Source organism: Stenotrophomonas sp. CCNWLW57, from assembly GCF_037203925.1.
Lineage (GTDB): Bacteria > Pseudomonadota > Gammaproteobacteria > Xanthomonadales > Xanthomonadaceae > Stenotrophomonas > Stenotrophomonas rhizophila_A.
The window spans coordinates 970,626-986,180 of record NZ_JBBCBJ010000001.1; the positions used below are offsets into that span (position 1 = coordinate 970,626).

At 68.3% G+C, this 15,555-nt stretch carries 14 protein-coding genes; 1 reads left to right on the forward strand and 13 read right to left on the reverse strand.

Annotation, left to right across the window (positions count from 1 at the left end):
* Positions 1-12: 12 nt before the first annotated feature.
* The 3 genes from cls to rpmB form a co-directional block, all read right to left on the reverse strand.
* A complete protein-coding gene (gene cls, locus V9K91_RS04295) occupies positions 13-1,431 on the reverse strand; it encodes a cardiolipin synthase (protein ID WP_184126031.1) in 1,419 nt (472 codons plus the stop codon).
* Positions 1,432-1,551: 120 nt separating this feature from the next.
* Entirely contained in the window at positions 1,552-1,719 is a 168-nt protein-coding gene (rpmG, locus tag V9K91_RS04300; RefSeq protein ID WP_170272460.1) for a 50S ribosomal protein L33, read from the reverse strand.
* A 10-nt stretch (positions 1,720-1,729) separates the two neighbouring features.
* On the reverse strand, positions 1,730-1,966 hold the full coding sequence (gene rpmB / locus V9K91_RS04305) for a 50S ribosomal protein L28 (RefSeq protein ID WP_005411638.1): 237 nt from the start codon (positions 1,964-1,966) through the stop codon (positions 1,730-1,732).
* A 298-nt stretch (positions 1,967-2,264) separates the two neighbouring features.
* On the opposite strand from rpmB, the gene V9K91_RS04310 reads away from it, so the two are divergent.
* Positions 2,265-3,500 (forward strand): glycosyltransferase, encoded by a 1,236-nt coding sequence (locus V9K91_RS04310; protein ID WP_336442762.1) that lies wholly within the window; start codon positions 2,265-2,267, stop codon positions 3,498-3,500.
* Positions 3,501-3,502: 2 nt separating this feature from the next.
* On the opposite strand, the gene V9K91_RS04315 is transcribed toward V9K91_RS04310, so the two are convergent.
* The 10 genes from V9K91_RS04315 to V9K91_RS04360 all read right to left on the reverse strand — a co-directional run bounded on the left by V9K91_RS04315 (position 3,503) and on the right by V9K91_RS04360 (position 15,547).
* A complete protein-coding gene (locus V9K91_RS04315; RefSeq protein ID WP_336442763.1) occupies positions 3,503-6,664 on the reverse strand; it encodes a CusA/CzcA family heavy metal efflux RND transporter in 3,162 nt (1,053 codons plus the stop codon).
* A gap of 35 nt (positions 6,665-6,699) precedes the next feature.
* Complete coding sequence (locus V9K91_RS04320; protein ID WP_336442764.1) at positions 6,700-7,680, reverse strand: efflux RND transporter periplasmic adaptor subunit; 981 nt, start codon at positions 7,678-7,680, stop codon at positions 6,700-6,702.
* A complete protein-coding gene (locus V9K91_RS04325; RefSeq protein ID WP_336442765.1) occupies positions 7,677-9,020 on the reverse strand; it encodes a TolC family protein in 1,344 nt (447 codons plus the stop codon). The genes V9K91_RS04320 and V9K91_RS04325 overlap by 4 nt, the downstream gene beginning before the upstream one ends.
* Before the next feature lie 55 nt (positions 9,021-9,075).
* A complete protein-coding gene (locus V9K91_RS04330; RefSeq protein ID WP_141236217.1) occupies positions 9,076-9,480 on the reverse strand; it encodes a DUF2946 family protein in 405 nt (134 codons plus the stop codon).
* Between the two features lie 58 nt (positions 9,481-9,538).
* Positions 9,539-10,762, reverse strand: a complete 1,224-nt coding sequence (locus V9K91_RS04335) for a hypothetical protein (protein ID WP_336442766.1) — start codon at positions 10,760-10,762, stop codon at positions 9,539-9,541.
* Positions 10,763-10,924: 162 nt separating this feature from the next.
* Positions 10,925-12,706, reverse strand: a complete 1,782-nt coding sequence (locus tag V9K91_RS04340) for a DUF885 family protein (RefSeq protein ID WP_210131368.1) — start codon at positions 12,704-12,706, stop codon at positions 10,925-10,927.
* 364 nt (positions 12,707-13,070) lie between these two features.
* Positions 13,071-13,412: a lipid-A-disaccharide synthase N-terminal domain-containing protein gene (locus V9K91_RS04345; RefSeq protein ID WP_068847856.1), complete on the reverse strand. Its 342-nt coding sequence runs from the start codon at positions 13,410-13,412 to the stop codon at positions 13,071-13,073.
* A complete protein-coding gene (locus tag V9K91_RS04350; RefSeq protein WP_095363278.1) occupies positions 13,412-14,134 on the reverse strand; it encodes a glycosyltransferase family 2 protein in 723 nt (240 codons plus the stop codon). The genes V9K91_RS04345 and V9K91_RS04350 overlap by 1 nt, the downstream gene beginning before the upstream one ends.
* Before the next feature lie 87 nt (positions 14,135-14,221).
* Complete coding sequence (locus V9K91_RS04355) at positions 14,222-15,187, reverse strand: NAD-dependent epimerase/dehydratase family protein (RefSeq protein ID WP_068847860.1); 966 nt, start codon at positions 15,185-15,187, stop codon at positions 14,222-14,224.
* 54 nt (positions 15,188-15,241) lie between these two features.
* Complete coding sequence (locus tag V9K91_RS04360; protein ID WP_210131369.1) at positions 15,242-15,547, reverse strand: helix-hairpin-helix domain-containing protein; 306 nt, start codon at positions 15,545-15,547, stop codon at positions 15,242-15,244.
* Positions 15,548-15,555 lie beyond the last annotated feature (8 nt).

The window sequence follows — 15,555 nt, forward strand, 5'->3', positions numbered from 1 at the left end:
ACGCCCCGTGCGCTACATCAGCGCATCGGCCAGCCGCGCGATGCCTTCGCGGCTGCGTCGCCACGCAGGCCGCAGCCGCCACGCCTTCAGGTCGAGCTGGCGCGACTGCCGCAGGTAGTCGTCTTCGATCTCGATCAACTGTCGTACCAGCCCCCGGTCGTAGCAGAGCATGCCGATCTCGGCGTTGAGCGCGAACGAGCGGATGTCCAGGTTGATCGAGCCGACCAGCGCGATGTCCTCGTCCACGGTGAGGTGCTTGGCATGCAGGAAATGCGGTTCGTACAGCGCAACGCGCACGCCGGCGCGCAGCAGTTCGTCGTAGTACGCCTCCTGCGCCCAGGCGGTGAGGTGCTGGTTGTTGCTGGCCGACAGGATCAGCTGCACCTGCACCCCCGACAGCGCGGCGATGCGCAGCGCACTCAGCGTGGCCTCGTCCGGTACGAAGTACGGGGTGACCAGCACGATGCGGCGGCGTGCCAGGTGGATCAGCGCATTCACCGCATCGCGGGCGTTGCTGAAGGGGTAGGCCGGGCCGCTGGGCAGCAGCTGGGTGGGCACGTCATCGGCGCAGACCGGCTCGACCATCATCACCTCCAGGCGCTGGCCGGTTTCCATGTACCAGTCGCTGGCGAACACCGCCTCCAGGTGGGCGACTGCGGGGCCGCGCACCCGCGCCACCAGTTCGCGGTTCGGGTAGCCGGGCACGAAGCCGGGCTGGGCCAGGTTCTGCGAGCCGATGTAGCCCACCCGGTTGTCGATCACCGCGATCTTGCGGTGGTTGCGCAGGTCCATGCGCCCGCTGCGGCGCCAGCGCAGCCCGCCGGGCAGCATGGCGCGCACGTCCACGCCCAGCGCCTGCAGGCGGTGGCGGTAGCGGCGCAGGCCACGCTTGGCGCCCACCGCATCCAGCAGCAGGCGGCAGTGCACGCCGCGAGCGGCGGCGCGCTGCAGCGCCTGCACCACGGCTTCGCCCACCGCGTCGTCGAACATCAGGTAGTACAGCAGGTGCACGCGGTCGCGGGCCTGGTCGATATCGTCGATCAGTGCCTGCAGCGAGGCGTCGTAGTCGGTCAGCAGCTCCACCGCGTTGCCGTGCACGGGCATGAAGTCGCCCTGGCGTTCGATCAGCGGCACCATTTCGGCGGTGGCGGTATCGGGCATCGGGTTCCAGCGCAGCGGCGGCTGCAGGGCCTGCTCCTCGCGGATCACCTGGGAGGCCTCGGCCTGGCGCTGCACGCGCTGGCGCGACAGCCAGGGGTGGCCGAACAGCAGGTACAGCGGCAGGCCCAGCAGGGGCACGAAGCCGACCAGCAGCAGCCAGCTGCGGGCGGCGCCGGGCGTGGTGCGGCTGGGAATCCAGAACAGCGCGGCCAGCCGGATCAGCCAGTCCAGCATCAACAACCATGAACCCAGCAGCCATTCGAACAGCATCGGTTCGCCCGTTTGGGGGTGTGCCGGCATTCTGCCATGGCCGGCGTGCACGGCCACGGAAACGAAAAAACCCGCCGTGAGGCGGGTTCTTCGTTGGCCATCGAGCAACCCCGTGAGGGATTACTTGATCTTGCCTTCCTTGTACGGGACGTGCTTGCGCACGACCGGATCGTACTTCGAGAATTCCATCTTCCCGGGGGTGTTCTTCTTGTTCTTGTCGGTCGTGTAGAAGTGACCGGTACCGGCGGTCGAAATCATACGGACCTTATCGCGCTTGCCTGCCATGATCGTCTACTCCTCAGACCTTTTCGCCGCGCGCACGCAGCTCAGCCAGAACGGAATCGATGCCGTTCTTGTCGATGGTGCGCAGTGCATGCGCGGAAACACGAAGCTTGACCCAGCGGTTTTCGCTGGCGACCCAGAAGCGGCGCTCGTGCAGGTTGGGCAGGAAACGACGACGGGTCTTGTTGTTGGCGTGCGAGACGTTGTTACCCGTCTGCACTCGCTTGCCGGAAACTTGGCATACGCGGGACATTGCGCACCTCGATGAAAGTATGTGTCAGCCCATAGCCCGGGCGACGGCGGCCTCGACGGTTTCCCGCCACACGTCATGAGAATCAAAGGGTTACGCTGACGAGGGCAGACCGGATGACGTGTTCCCGGCCACCAATCCGGACAAATCCGGACACAGCGAGCCGCGCATTATGCCGGAGCCGCCCTTTGGGTGCAAGTTGTCCACAACGGGCCCGGCCAGCCATGGCTGAACGGCCTGACCCTGCACGCTACGGTCGCAGCGGCTGGCGATACTGGCCCCTCTACCCGGGAGGATGGCGATGCGGCTGTTGGCGGTGACCTATGGAACGGAAGGCGACACCCGGCCGCTGGTGATGTTGTGCCATGGGCTGCAGGCAGCTGGACATGAGGTAATGGTGCTGGCCGAGGGTGGCACGCTGGGCAGCGCCCAAGCGCTGGGCGTTCCGCATGCGGCGCTCGAAGGCGACATCCACGACGAGGTGGTGGCGCTGGTGTCGCGGGGTAACAACATGGCGGCGGCATCGCGGGGCCTGGCGCGGATGGCGCAGCGGCACGTGCCGGCATGGATGCGACAGGCCGACGCGGCCGCGGCCGGTTGCGACGCGGTGTTGACGGGCGGGCTTGCCGCCTTCGTGGGCATGACGGTGGCCGAGCACCACGGCATACCGGTGATCGGAACCGGCATGATTCCACTCACGCCCACGCGCGCATTCGCCTCGCCCTTCCTGCCACGGCTGCGCCTCCCCGGTGTGCTCAACAAACTCAGCTACGGGCTGGTCAACGATGCCGTGTGGCGCACCTTCCGTCGGCCCATCAACGAAGCGCGGCGTGCGATGGGCATGCCGGCCCGGCGCACCCTGTGGCGTGACGTTCCAATGCTGTACGGGATTTCGCCGAGCCTGATGCCGCCGCCTGCCGACTGGCCGGCCAATCACCATGTGTGCGGGCAATGGCGTGCACCCGATGCGCCTTGGCAGCCGACGCCGGAACTGCAGGCCTTTCTCGATGAAGGCCCGCCGCCCGTATACGTCGGCTTTGGAAGCATGACGGGATTTGATCGCAACACGGTGTTGCCGGCACTGCTGCAGGCGCTGGCACCGCGGCGCGTGCTGCTGTTCCCGGGCTGGGCAGGCCTTCCAGACGGTCCGCTGCCAACGAATGTGTTTGTCATCGGCCCTGCACCGCACGAAGCGCTGTTCCCCCGCTGTTCGCTGGTGATCCACCACGGCGGCAGCGGCACCACGCATTCGGCCTGCCGTGCGGGGGTGCCTTCATTGGTGATGCCGTTTGCGGCAGATCAGTTTTTCTGGGCGGCGCGATTGCGGGAGATCGGCGTAGCTGCCGAACCGCTGTCGCCGAAACGCCTGGACACCGGGACGTTGGGGCGTGCTATTGCCGTTGCCGAGCATGTGGACACGCGGGCACGTGCAGCTGCATTGGGACGGGCCATGGCGACGGAGGATGGTGTGGCGACGGCCGTTCGGCTTATCGAGCAGGGGCAACGCCCGACCAACGGTCGGGCGCTACCCGCGTAGCGCTACTGCCTGCGGTGCAGCCAGCGGTACAGCACTGGCAGCACCAGCAGGGTGAGCAGCGTGGACGACACGATGCCGCCGATCACCACGGTGGCCAGCGGGCGCTGCACTTCCGCGCCGGCGCCGACGTTGAAGGCCATCGGCACGAAGCCGAGCGAGGCCACCAGCGCGGTCATCAGCACCGGACGCAGCCGGCCCAGCGCGCCGTCCCGTACCGCATCGGCCAGGGGCATACCGCCCTCGCGCAGGCTGCGCACGAAGCTGATCATCACCAGGCCGTTGAGTACCGCGACACCCGAAAGCGCGATGAAGCCGACGCCCGCGGAGATGGAAAGCGGAATGCCTCGTGCGGCCAATGCAAGCACGCCACCGGTGAGCGCCAGCGGTACACCGCTGAACACGATGGCGGCGTCCTTGACCGAGCCGAACGCCCAGAACAACAGCGCGAAGATCAGGATCAGGGTCACCGGCACCACGACCGCCAGGCGCTGGCTGGCCGAGATCAGCTGCTCGAAGCTGCCGCCGTATTCGATCCAGTAACCGCTGGGAACCTGCACATCACGGTTGACCGCCTGCTGCAGGTCACTGACGAAGCTGCCCAGGTCACGATCGCGCACGTTGGCGGTGACCACGATGCGGCGCTTGCCGTTTTCGCGGTTGATCTGGTTCGGCCCTTCGCTGTTGGCCAGCGTGGCCAGCTCGCGCAGCGGCACGGTGCGTGCGGTGCCGCTGGTCCAGCTGCCGGCCTGGCTGGATTCGTCGGCATCGCCTTCCAGTGCCGGGGCCAGCGATACCGGCAGGTCGGCCAGTGCGGCCGGGTCCTGGCGCAGGGCCTCGGGCAGGCGCACCACGATGTCGAAGCGGCGGTCGCCTTCGAACAGCTGCCCGGCGACCTGCCCGCCCACCGCAGTTGCCACGGTGGACTGCACCTGGCCCGGGTTGAGCCCGTAGCCGGCCAGCGCGCTGCGGTTGGGAGTGACGGTGAGCAGCGGCAGGCCGCTGGTTTCCTCCACGCGCACATCCGCCGCGCCGGGCACGCTGCCGGCCACGCTGGCGATGCGCCTGCCCACCTTCAGCAGCGTCTCCAGATCGTCGCCGAACAGCATTACCGCCACGTCGGCACGCACGCCGGAGATGAGCTCGTTGGTGCGCATCTGGATCGGCTGGGTGAACTCGTAGTTGTTGCCGGGCAGCTGTTCCACCGCTGCTTCCAGTTCCGCCAGCAGCGCCGCGCGCGGCTTGCGCGGATCCGGCCAGTCCTTGCGCGGTTTCATCATGATGAAGGTATCGGCCACTGACGGCGGCATCGGGTCCGAAGCGACCTCGGGCGTGCCGATCTTGGAAAACACCTTGCTCACCTCCGGGAACTGGACCAGTCGGTTCTCGATAAGCTTCTGCATCTCGATCGACTGGCTCAGGCTGGTGCCGGGAATGCGCATGGCGTGCATGGCCACGTCGCCTTCGTCCAGGTTGGGCACGAACTCGCTGCCCAACCGTGTCGCGAGCAGGCCGCAGCCCACCACCAGCACCAGCGCGCCACCGACCATCCAGCGCCCGCGCCGCAGCGAGAACGCCAGCAGGGGCTCGTAACGTCGGCGCACCCAGGTCATCACCCGGTTTTCCTTCTCCTGCATGTGGCCGCCCAGGAACAGGGCGATGGCTGCCGGCACGAAGGTCAGCGCCAGTACCATCGCGCCGCTCAACGCGAGCACCACGGTAATGGCCATGGGGTGGAACATTTTTCCTTCCACGCCCGACAACGCGAAGATCGGCAGGTATACGGCAGTGATGATGCCCAGCCCGAACAGGCTGGGGCGGATCACTTCGGCGGTGGCGCTGGCGGTTTCGGTAAAGCGCTCTTCGCGGGTCATGGCGCGGCCCAGCGCGTGCTGGCGCTCGCCGAAGCGGCGCAGGCAGTTTTCGATGATGATCACCGCGCCATCGACGATCAGGCCGAAGTCCAGCGCGCCCAGGCTCATCAGGTTCGCTGATACGCCCCCGCGCGCCATGCCGGTGAGGGTGAACAGCATCGCCAGCGGAATCACCGCGGCCGTGATCAATGCGGCGCGGAAATTTCCGAGCAGCAGGAACAGCACCACGATCACCAGCAGTGCGCCCTCCACCAGGTTCTTGGCCACGGTCTGGATGGTGCGGTCCACCAGGGTGGTGCGGTCGTAGCTGGCGGTGGCGGTGACGCCGGGCGGCAGGCTGCGTTGCGCCTGCTCCAGCCGCGCGGCGGCCGCCTGCGCCACATCCCGGCTGTTGGCGCCGATCAGCATCACCACCGTGCCCATCACCACTTCATGGCCGTTCTGGGTGGCAGCGCCGCTGCGCAGTTCGGGGCCGTCGGCGACGTCGGCCACGTCGTGTACGTGGATCGGCACGCCTTCCCGCCGGGCCAGCACGATGTTGCCGATTTCCTCCAGGTTGGCCACCTGGCCGGGAATGCGCACCAGGAACTGCTGCCCGTTGCGTTCGATGTAGCCGGCGCCGACGTTCTGGTTGTTGCTTTCCACGGCCTGGACCACGTCTTCCAGGGTGAAACCCAGCGCACGCAGGCGGGCCGGATCGGGCGTGATGTGCACCTGGCGCTGGAAGCCACCGATGGTATTGACCTCGGTCACGCCCGGCACGTTGCGCAGCTGTGGGCGGATCACCCAGTCCTGCAGGGTGCGCAGGTCGGTGGCGGTGTAGGCGCTGCCATCGGGTTTACGCGCCGCCGGATCGGCGTCGATGGTGTACATGAAGATCTCGCCCAGACCGGTGGAGATCGGCCCCAGCTGCGGGTCCAGCCCGGCCGGGATCTGCGATTTCACCTGCTGCAGGCGTTCGGCCACCTGTTGCCGCGCGAAGTAGATGTCGGTGCCGTCTTCGAACACCACCGTGACCTGCGACAGCCCATAGCGCGACAGCGAGCGCGCCTGCTCCATCCGCGGCAACCCGGCCATCACCGTTTCCACCGGGTAGGTAATGCGCTGTTCGGCTTCAAGCGGCGAATAGCCCGGGGCGGCGGTGTTGATCTGCACCTGGACGTTGGTGATGTCCGGGGTGGCATCGATGGGCAGCTTGGTGAAGCTCCACGCGCCCACGGCGATCAACGCCAGGGTCAGGCTCATCATCAGCCAGCGATGGGCGATGGAGGCGGCAATGATGCGCTCAAGCATGGCGATGCCCTCCACGCCCGGGGATGGTTGCGTGCTCAATGCTCATGCGACGCTCCCGCCTTGCCGATGTCGGCCTTCACCACGTAGCTCTGCCCGGTGACGACGTCATCGCCGAGGGTGAGGCCGTCCAGCACTTCCACCTGGTTGGCGTCGCGCGCGCCGAGGCGCACTGGACGGGCGGTGTAGGTCTCGCCGGTGCGTACGAACACCACGTCCTTGCCTTCCATCGTCTGCAGCGCGCTGAGCGGCACCACCTGCGAAGCGGGCCGGGTGGCGACCACGATGCGCGCCTTCACCGCCGCGCCCGGCCGCCACAGGCCGTCGTCGTTGCGCAGCGTGGCGCGGGCCACGGTGCTCTGGCTGGCGGTGGCGGTGCCGGGCAGCACGCGTTCCAGCATGGTGGCCTGGGTGACCCCGTCGGTCATCCGCGACACGGTGACCGGTACGCCGGCAGTGATGTGCTGGGTGTCGTTGCCGAAGATGTGCAGGTCCACCCACAGCGTGGACAGGTCGCCGATCTCGAACAGCGGCGTGCCCTCGCCCGCCACCCCGCCGACCTGCGCCTGGCGGGCCAGCACCACGCCGCTGATGGGAGCGCTGACCGTGTAGGTGGTCAGGCTGAGGTTGCTTTCGATGCTGGCCAGTACCTGGCCGGTCTTGATGGTGTCGCCCACGTTGGCGCGCAACGAGCGGATCGGGCCGGGGAACCGGGCCATCACCTGGGCCACGCGGCCGTCGACCGGGGTCAGCAGGCCCTGCACGTCGTGTTCGTCGGCGATGGTGCCGGCCGCGACCGGGGTGACCTTGATACCGGACTGCTCGGCCATCGCAGCAGGGATGGTGGTGCTGTCCGATGCGTCGTCGTGGTCCTCGCCCGCTTCGGTGTGGCGGGGTTCGCCGTGGCCGGCGTCCGGGCTGGCCGGTGCCGTGGGCGCTTCCTTGGCACAGCCGGCCACTGCGAGCAGGCACAGCAGGAGGGCGGCGATGCGCGCCGCGCGGGGGATCGAAAGGTTCATCGGCGGTCCTCCGTGGACACGGTCGCGGTAGCGGGAGCGGTGCTGGCATGGGCAAGCAGGCCTTGGCCGGTCAGCCGTTGCAGTTCGATGAGTGCGGTCTGCGCGGCGATGGCGGCATCGAGCTGGCGCTGCCGCGCCTCGATGCGCATGGCCTGCAGCTGCGCCCACTCCATGTAGCTGATGGCACCGGCACGCCAGGCCTTTTCGGCGGCGTTCTCGGCACGCCGCAGCTGCGGCAGTACATCGCTCGCCATGCGGGTGACTTCCAGCCGCGACGTTTCATAGCGTCCGTGCGCTTCGGCCAGGGTGGTGTACAGCTGCAGCGCGCGCGCATCGCGTTCCACCCCGTTGAGGGCGAGCTCGGCTTCGGCTGCGCGGATCTCCGGACCGGCGCGGCGCATGCTCCCCAGTGGCAGGCTGAAGCCGCCGACCAGCGCGGTATCGCGGCTGTCGCGGCTGTTGCGCACGCCGACCTGCCAGCTGATATCCGGCCGTGCCTGGGTGCGCGCCAGCTGCAGCTGGGCCTCGCGCACGCGGCGTTCGCCGGCCAGCACGGCCAGTTCCGAGGTGCGCTGCAGTTCGTCGGCGAGGATATCGAAGGGTTGCAGGGCGGGCAGCTGCAGCGGGTCGCCGCTGACCGCGTCGAAGCCGGGCTCGCGCTCACGCCACAGCGCCGACAGCGCGAGACGCGCGGCGCGGTCGGCCTGCATGGCGCGATCGCGATCCACTTCCGCCTGCGCCAACATCGCCTGCGCGGTCATCAGCACCGATTCGGGCGATGCGCCGGCCTGCAGCCGTAGACGCGCTGCCGCTACCGCACGCCGACGCTGGTCAATGTCGGTTTCGGCAATGGCAAGACGCGCGCGCGCCTCGGTAATGGCGAGGTAGCGCTGCGCGACGGCGGCCAACAGGTCCAAGCGCGCGGTTTCGCGCTGCGGTGCGAGGGCATCCAGGTTGGCCTGGGCCAGCACGCGGCGCGCATCCAGCTTGCCACCGCGCTCAAGCACGCCGGCCAGGGTCACGGTCAGCTCGGCGGCATCGAAGCCGCGACTGCTGCCGGTGCCGAGCGCGTTTTCCAGCTCGACGCCGACCGACAACGGTGGACCGAACCCGGCCGCAGCGCGGCGGGCCTCCAGGATCGGGCGCTGGGCATCGATCACGCGCAGGTCCGGGTGCTGGCGCGCCACGCGGGCGATGGCCTCATCCAGAGTCAGCGGCGCTGCCGACGGCGATACCGCCGGTGGCGGGGAATCAGGTAAGGGGGTAACAGGCGCGGTGCCCTGCGCAGACGCGCACGGCACGAACGCAATGGCAGCAACGGCTGCCAGACGCATCCACATGGGAATCTCCAGAAAGCGGTTCAGAGGTGAAGCCGCGGCAAGGCGCCGCGTGGCATCACACCGCTATCGGGGGGCGCAGCAGGCTCTCAGGCGGCTGGGCGAGCAGCTGCGCGGTCAGGCCGGCCGGCACGGCGTGCGCCGGTGCGGCCGGTAGCGACCAGGCCGATGCCGCCAGCGGCAGCACGCCGCCATGACCATGGCAGTGTCCGCAATGGACCAGCGCGTGCAGCAGGCGCGCGCCGTCATCCTCGTCCGCATGGTCAGCCTCTGAAGCGGCCGCGGCCACGTCGACCGGTTCGGCATGCGACACCGCATGCGACAGACCGGCGACCCCGGCGTGCGACAGCGCATGCAGGTCGCCCAGTGCCGACGCGAGCGCGCCACCGGCCGTGCCGAACAGCACCACCGCCAGCATCAGCAGGCGGACAGGCAGCGACAGGCGGTGGCGCAGGCGGGACATCATGGCCGCAGGGTAACGACGGCCGCCCCCGTTACACAATCGCAGCGGCGGCGCGCGTTCATGCCGTACGGGCCGGCGGTGGCGCGTGGTGCGCCTGGCGCAGCGCGCGCAGCCGCAGCGCATCGGCCGCACTGCAGGGTGCGGGCGTGTCCGGCCGCGCGCGACCGTCAGCCGCCGGCACCTTGAGCAGGTAGTCGCACTGCAGTTCGCCGCCGCTGCTGCGCACGGCGGGCGGCACGGTCCGGCCAGGATCGCAGCCTGCCTGCAGCCGCTGGCTCCAACCGGGGCTGGTCTCTTCCACGCGAAGGCTGGGCACGCCCAGGCGCTCGGCGATGCCGACAATGTCGTTGAAGGTACCGGCGTGGGCGTTGCCTACCAGCGCCACCCAGCGCTGCGGTCCCGGCTTGCCGGCCTGCCTGCGCTGGTCGTGCGCGATCCGCGCGGCCGCGACGTGGTTCAAGAGCTTGACCCGGATGTCCGGAAGGGCGGCCGCGCTGATTCCGGCGTGGTCGTGGACACCCCGCAGGTGGTAGCTGGCCATCAGGTCGAGCGCGACGACGCGCATGCCGACCTTGAAGGCGGCGTCGACCAGATCGCGGAAGGTCGCGCCGCAAGGCGCGTGGGTCAGGTGGCCGCTCTGCTGCCCCGCCAGGAAGCGCGCCAGGTCGGGGGAAAGCGTGCCACTGCGGTGCAGGCGGTCGAGGTCGGCCTGGTGGAGGTCGCCCTGGAGGTGCTCCAGGTACAGGGTGTCGACCCCAAGGTGGCGCAGCAACGCCATGTGATCGATCAGCAGGCGCCTGCTGGACGGGCTGCACGGAACCTCGCCCAGCACCAGTCCTTTCGCGCTGCCGAGCAGCTGCCGCAGCAGGTCCGCCTGCGTGCGTGCCGGTGCGAGATCGGGCGGGTCATGCCGACCGGTACACGCCGGTGGCGGGCTGTCGAGGGCGACCTCCGCCAGCTGCGCGCGTTTGGCGAAGAAGCTGTCGAGCGCCGCGCGCTCGGGGGCTGCAAACGGCATGGTGTAGTCGGGGTCGAGCAGCCTGCGGTGCCGCTGCAGCAACGCGGCCAGGGCCTGGCCGTGCTCGGGGGCGAGCGTGAAACGCTGCAGAGGATCCGGGCCGGCTGCACCCGCGGACGTGGAGGCACGGGTGGGCGGTGGACGCGGGCCGTCAGGCAGGTTGCGCAGGCTCAGCAGGGTCGGTTCCGCGTGGCGATGGGCCGCCTTGTTCGCGGTGGTGTGGCAGAACAGGCGGTGGTGCAGTGCGGACAGGGCATCCAGCATGGTCAGGCTCCTTGGGGGGAAATGCGCGCCCGGGGGCGCGCCCTGACCAGCCTAGTCATCTGCTACTGCAGCGCTGCGACGCGCTATGCAGTTTCGTCATCGCGGCGCAGGCCGTGTGCCGATGCGTGCGCGAGCGCACATCGGCACCGACCAGTTGCGACATCAGGGCGCGCGGCGCGCGTCGATGTACGCGCGGATCTGCGCATCCAGCACCGGCAACGGCACCGAGCCCTGGCTGAGTACCGCGTCATGGAACGACTTGACGTCGAAGCGGTCGCCCAGCGCCTTTTCGGCCTCGCCGCGCAGGCGCACGATCGCGATCTCACCCAGCTTGTAACTGAGTGCCTGGCCCGGCCACGAGATGTAGCGGTCCACTTCGGTGGTCACTTCGTGCTCGCTCAGCGCGGTGTGGTCGCGCAGGTACGCCAGCGCCTTCTCGCGGGTCCAGCCCTTGTGGTGCACGCCGGTATCGATCACCAGGCGCGCGGCACGCCACATTTCATAGGTCAGGCGGCCGAAATCCTCGTACGGGGTTTCGTAGATGCCCATTTCCACGCCAAGCTTCTCGCTGTACAGGCCCCAGCCTTCGCCATAGGCGGAGATGTAGGCGTTGCGGCGGAACTCGGGCTGTTCGCCCTGCTCTGCCGCCAGCGCACCCTGCAGAGCGTGGCCCGGGTCGGACTCATGCAGGGTCAGCGCCGGCAGGTTGTACAGCGGGCGCGCTGGCAGGTTGTAGGTGTTGACCCAGTAAGTGCCCATGCCGCCACGGCCGGCGGTCCAGAACGGGGCGATATCCGGCGGCACCGGCACGATGGTGAAGCGTGCGCGCGGCAGGGTCATGTACTTGCCGATCACGCCGTCCACGCGCTTGGAGATCCAGGCGGCGCGGTGCAGCAGTTCGTCAGGGGTCTTGGCGTAGAACTGCGGGTCGGTGCGCAGGAAAGCCAGGAAGTCGGCGAAGCTGCCCTTGAACTTCACCTCCTTGATGACGTCGTTCATTTCCTTCTGGATGCGCGCCACTTCCTTCAGGCCGATCTCGTGGATCTGCTGCGGGGTGAGGTCCAGCGTGGTGTATTCGTGGATCTGCTGCTGGTAGTACGCCTTGCCATCGGGCAGCGCTTCGGCGGCCAGGGTGGTGCGCGCCTGCGGCACGTACTCGCCGACGAAGAAGGTGCGCAGCTTGACGAAGGCCGGCACCACGCTGGCGCTGATGGCCTGGCGGGCCTGCGCCTGCAGCTCGGCCTGTTCGGCGGCGGGAATGCTGGCCGGCAGTTTCTTGAACGGCGCATACAGCGGCGACTGGGTCGGGTCCTTCAGCTCGGCCACGGTGGCGATCGAGACTTCACGGCCATCGAGCACCGCGCGCGGCACGCTGAAGCCGCGCTTCAGGCCGGCGCGCATGTTGTCGGTCTGCTGGTCAAAGTAGCGGGGTACGTCGTTGAGCCGGGCGATGTAGTTGCGGTAGTCCGCGGCGGTCTTCAGCTCGCGACGCGCCATGAACGAAAGGTTGGACCAGAACGAAGAATCCGAGTTGAACGGCATCTCGTAGCCGCGCAGGCGCACTTCTTCGGCCAGGTTGAACACCTGGTCGCGGTAGATCGCGTAGTTGACCTGGTTGGTGGGCGAGAGCGCCTTGGTATCGACCTTGCCGAGCTGGGCCAGCACGTCATCCCACACCGCAAGGCGTGCCTGCTGCGCGGCCGCGCCCACGTCCGGCATGCGGGTGGCCGTGGCCGGGCCATCACCGTCTTCACTGGCTTCGCCGCCACCGGCCTGGCGCCAGGCCCATTCCTTCTCGTAGATGGCGCGGAACGCCGCGTCGGCCGGCGATTCGGTGGCCAGGCTGGCCGGCGCGACCGCCGGTGCCGCAGGGGGTGCGGCCAGTGCCGCATGGGCAGGAAGGGCCAGGGCGAGCAGCAACGCAGCAACGAGCGGTGATTTCACGAGCAGGGGTTCCCGGGGGACGGCAAACCCCGATCATGGCACCCCGATCCAGCGCGCGCATGGATCAAAGGTCCTGCCCGCAAAGCGGGCAGGACCGGGGATCGGCCGCAGGCCGAGACCCGAGCGCCGAAGGCGCGGGTAGCGCCGACTGTTAGTCGGATGCTCTTGATCTTGATGTTGTTCCTGATTCCCGCGAAGAGCAGCCGACTAACAGTCGGCGCTACCGGGCGGGCACCGGGTATCGGGTAGGCGCCGGGTATCCGCCGGGTACGGGGCGTACCGGGTAGGCGCCGGGTATCCGCCGGGTACGGACCGTACCGGGTGTACGCCGGGTACGCGCCGATACCAGCGAGGTTCGCAGCCCTCAATGTTCCGCCTTGTCCCGCTTCCACCCACGGTGCTGGATATCCAGCTTCAAGCTGTAAAGCGCGGTAAACGCCGGAAACAGGTTCTGCAGTACCCCCACCGAATCCTGCTTGGCCGAAAACAGGAAGTAGCTCAGCGTCATCAGGCTGCCCACCACGCTCATGTACCAGAACAGGCGCGGGATCACCGGCTTGCCGGCCCGGCGCGAGGCGACGAACTGCACCAGCCAGCGGCCGCCGAACATCAGCGCGCCGGTATAGCCGATCAGCTTCCAGCCGGTCACGTGCAGCCCGGTCCAGAACAGCCAGCTCAGCGGTTGGTCGAGCCAGTGCAGTTCCATCAGCGTTCTTCCACGGCCGTGCGCTTGCTGCGCGTGATCAGCCAGGCCACCCCGCGCAGGTCGCGGATCCCGACCAGCGCGCGGCCGAGGTTGTTGTACTTGGACACCCCGGCGGTGCGGTGGCGGTGGTTGACCGGCACGCTCACCGTCTTCCAGCCCGCCCGCTGCATCAGCGCGGGCAGGTAGCGGTGCATGTGGTCGAAGTACGGCAGCTCCAGGAACGCGGCACGCTCGAACAGCTTGATGCCGCAGCCGGTATCGGGGGTGTCGTCACGCAGCATGCGGGCGCGGATCGCGTTGGCCCACTTGCTGGCCCAGCGCTTGCTGCCGCTGTCCTGGCGGTTGACGCGCCAGCCAGCGAACAGCTTCACCTGCGGCTCGGCGGACGCCCGCGCGGCCAGCAGCTTCGGAATGTCCGCCGGGTCGTTCTGGCCGTCGCCATCCAGCGTGGCGATCCACGGTGCGCGGGCGTGCTTGACCCCGTTCTTCACCGCGGTGCTCTGCCCGCTCTGGCTGACATGGTGCAGGACCCGCAATTCGGGGTTGGCCGGCTTCAACGACTCCAGCACGGCCAGGGTGTCGTCGCGCGAGTGATCGTCGACGTAGACGATCTCGAAGTCCACCTGGCCGCGCAGCGCCGCGGTGATCTCTTCGATCAGGGGCTGTACGTTGTCGCGTTCATTGAATACCGGGACGACGACCGACAACTGGGGTTGGCTCATGATCGGGCTCTGCGAAAGGCCAGGAATGAAAAAGACCGCGCATTTTCCGAGATCAAGGTTATCCGAAGATGAACCCGGCGATGTGAGTCAGGCGCGATCACCGAAATAGTCGCGGCACCAGGCCACCACCGGCGGCAGGCCGCGCTCGATCGGGGTGACCGGTTCATAGCCGAAAGCGTCATGGGCACGACGGGTGTCGGCCATGGTGCGGACCATGTCGCCGGGCTGCATCGGCTTGTAGACCTTCTGTGCCGGGCGTCCAGCGGCGGCCTCGATGACCCCGATGAAGTGTTCCAGCTCGATCGGGGTGTGGTTGCCCAGGTTGAAGACACGGTGCGGTACGTCCTCGCTGGACGGATGCGCCAGCGCGCCGAGGATACCGGCCACGATGTCGGAAACATGTGTGAAATCGCGCTGCATCCTGCCGTCGTTGAACACGTCGATGGGGCGCCCGGCCAGCACCGCGCGCGAGAACAGCAGCGGCGCCATGTCGGGGCGGCCCCACGGGCCGTACACGGTGAAGAAGCGCAGGCCGGTGGCGTGCAGGCCATACAACTGCGCGTAGGTGTAGGCCATCAACTCGTTGGCCGCCTTGGTCGCCGCGTACAGCGAGCGCGGCTTGTCGATGCGCTGGTCTTCGGAGAACGGCGGGGTGGCCGAATCACCGTAGACCGAGCTGCTGGAGGCATACACCAGGTGGGCCACGCCGCGATGGCGGCACAGTTCCAGGATGTTGACGAACCCGGTCAGGTTGCTGTCCACGTAGGCGTACGGGTTTTCCAGCGAATAGCGCACACCGGCCTGCGCGGCCAGGTGGATCACCCGGGTCGGCTGCACCTCGTCGAACAGCGCGGCCAAGCCATCGCGGTCGGTCAGGTCCAGCGCGCGGATATCGGCGTCCGGGCACAGTGCCGCCACGCGATCGCGCTTGATCTGCGGGTCGTAGTAGTCGTTGTAATTGTCCAGGCCGACCACCGTGTGCCCGGCATCGAGCAGGGCACGCACGGTATTGGCGCCGATGAAGCCTGCAGCGCCGGTCACAAGAAGGGTCATGGCAGTCGTCCCGGAAAATCCAGGCGACAGAATAGCGCCGTTACCGATACGTCACTACAGGCTCAGCGGCGCTTCGCGCGCCAGCGTGGCCTTGCGTTCCTTGCTGAAATCCCACCAGGGACGGGGGGCTTCGCCCTGCATGAAGCGCACGATGGACAGGAACACATCGATCACGCACGGGTCGTGCAGCACCCCGGTGCGCATGCACAGCTGCGCGTACATGTCGTAGGCATCGCGGCCGCGCACGTGCGCGGGGACACGGATCCCGATCAGACGAAGATCCTTCTCACAGGCCGGCCCGACATTTGGCAGGTCGGTCAGGCGCAACAGATTGTTGCGATCGACCTTGGTGGGGTTCATCAGGTGAG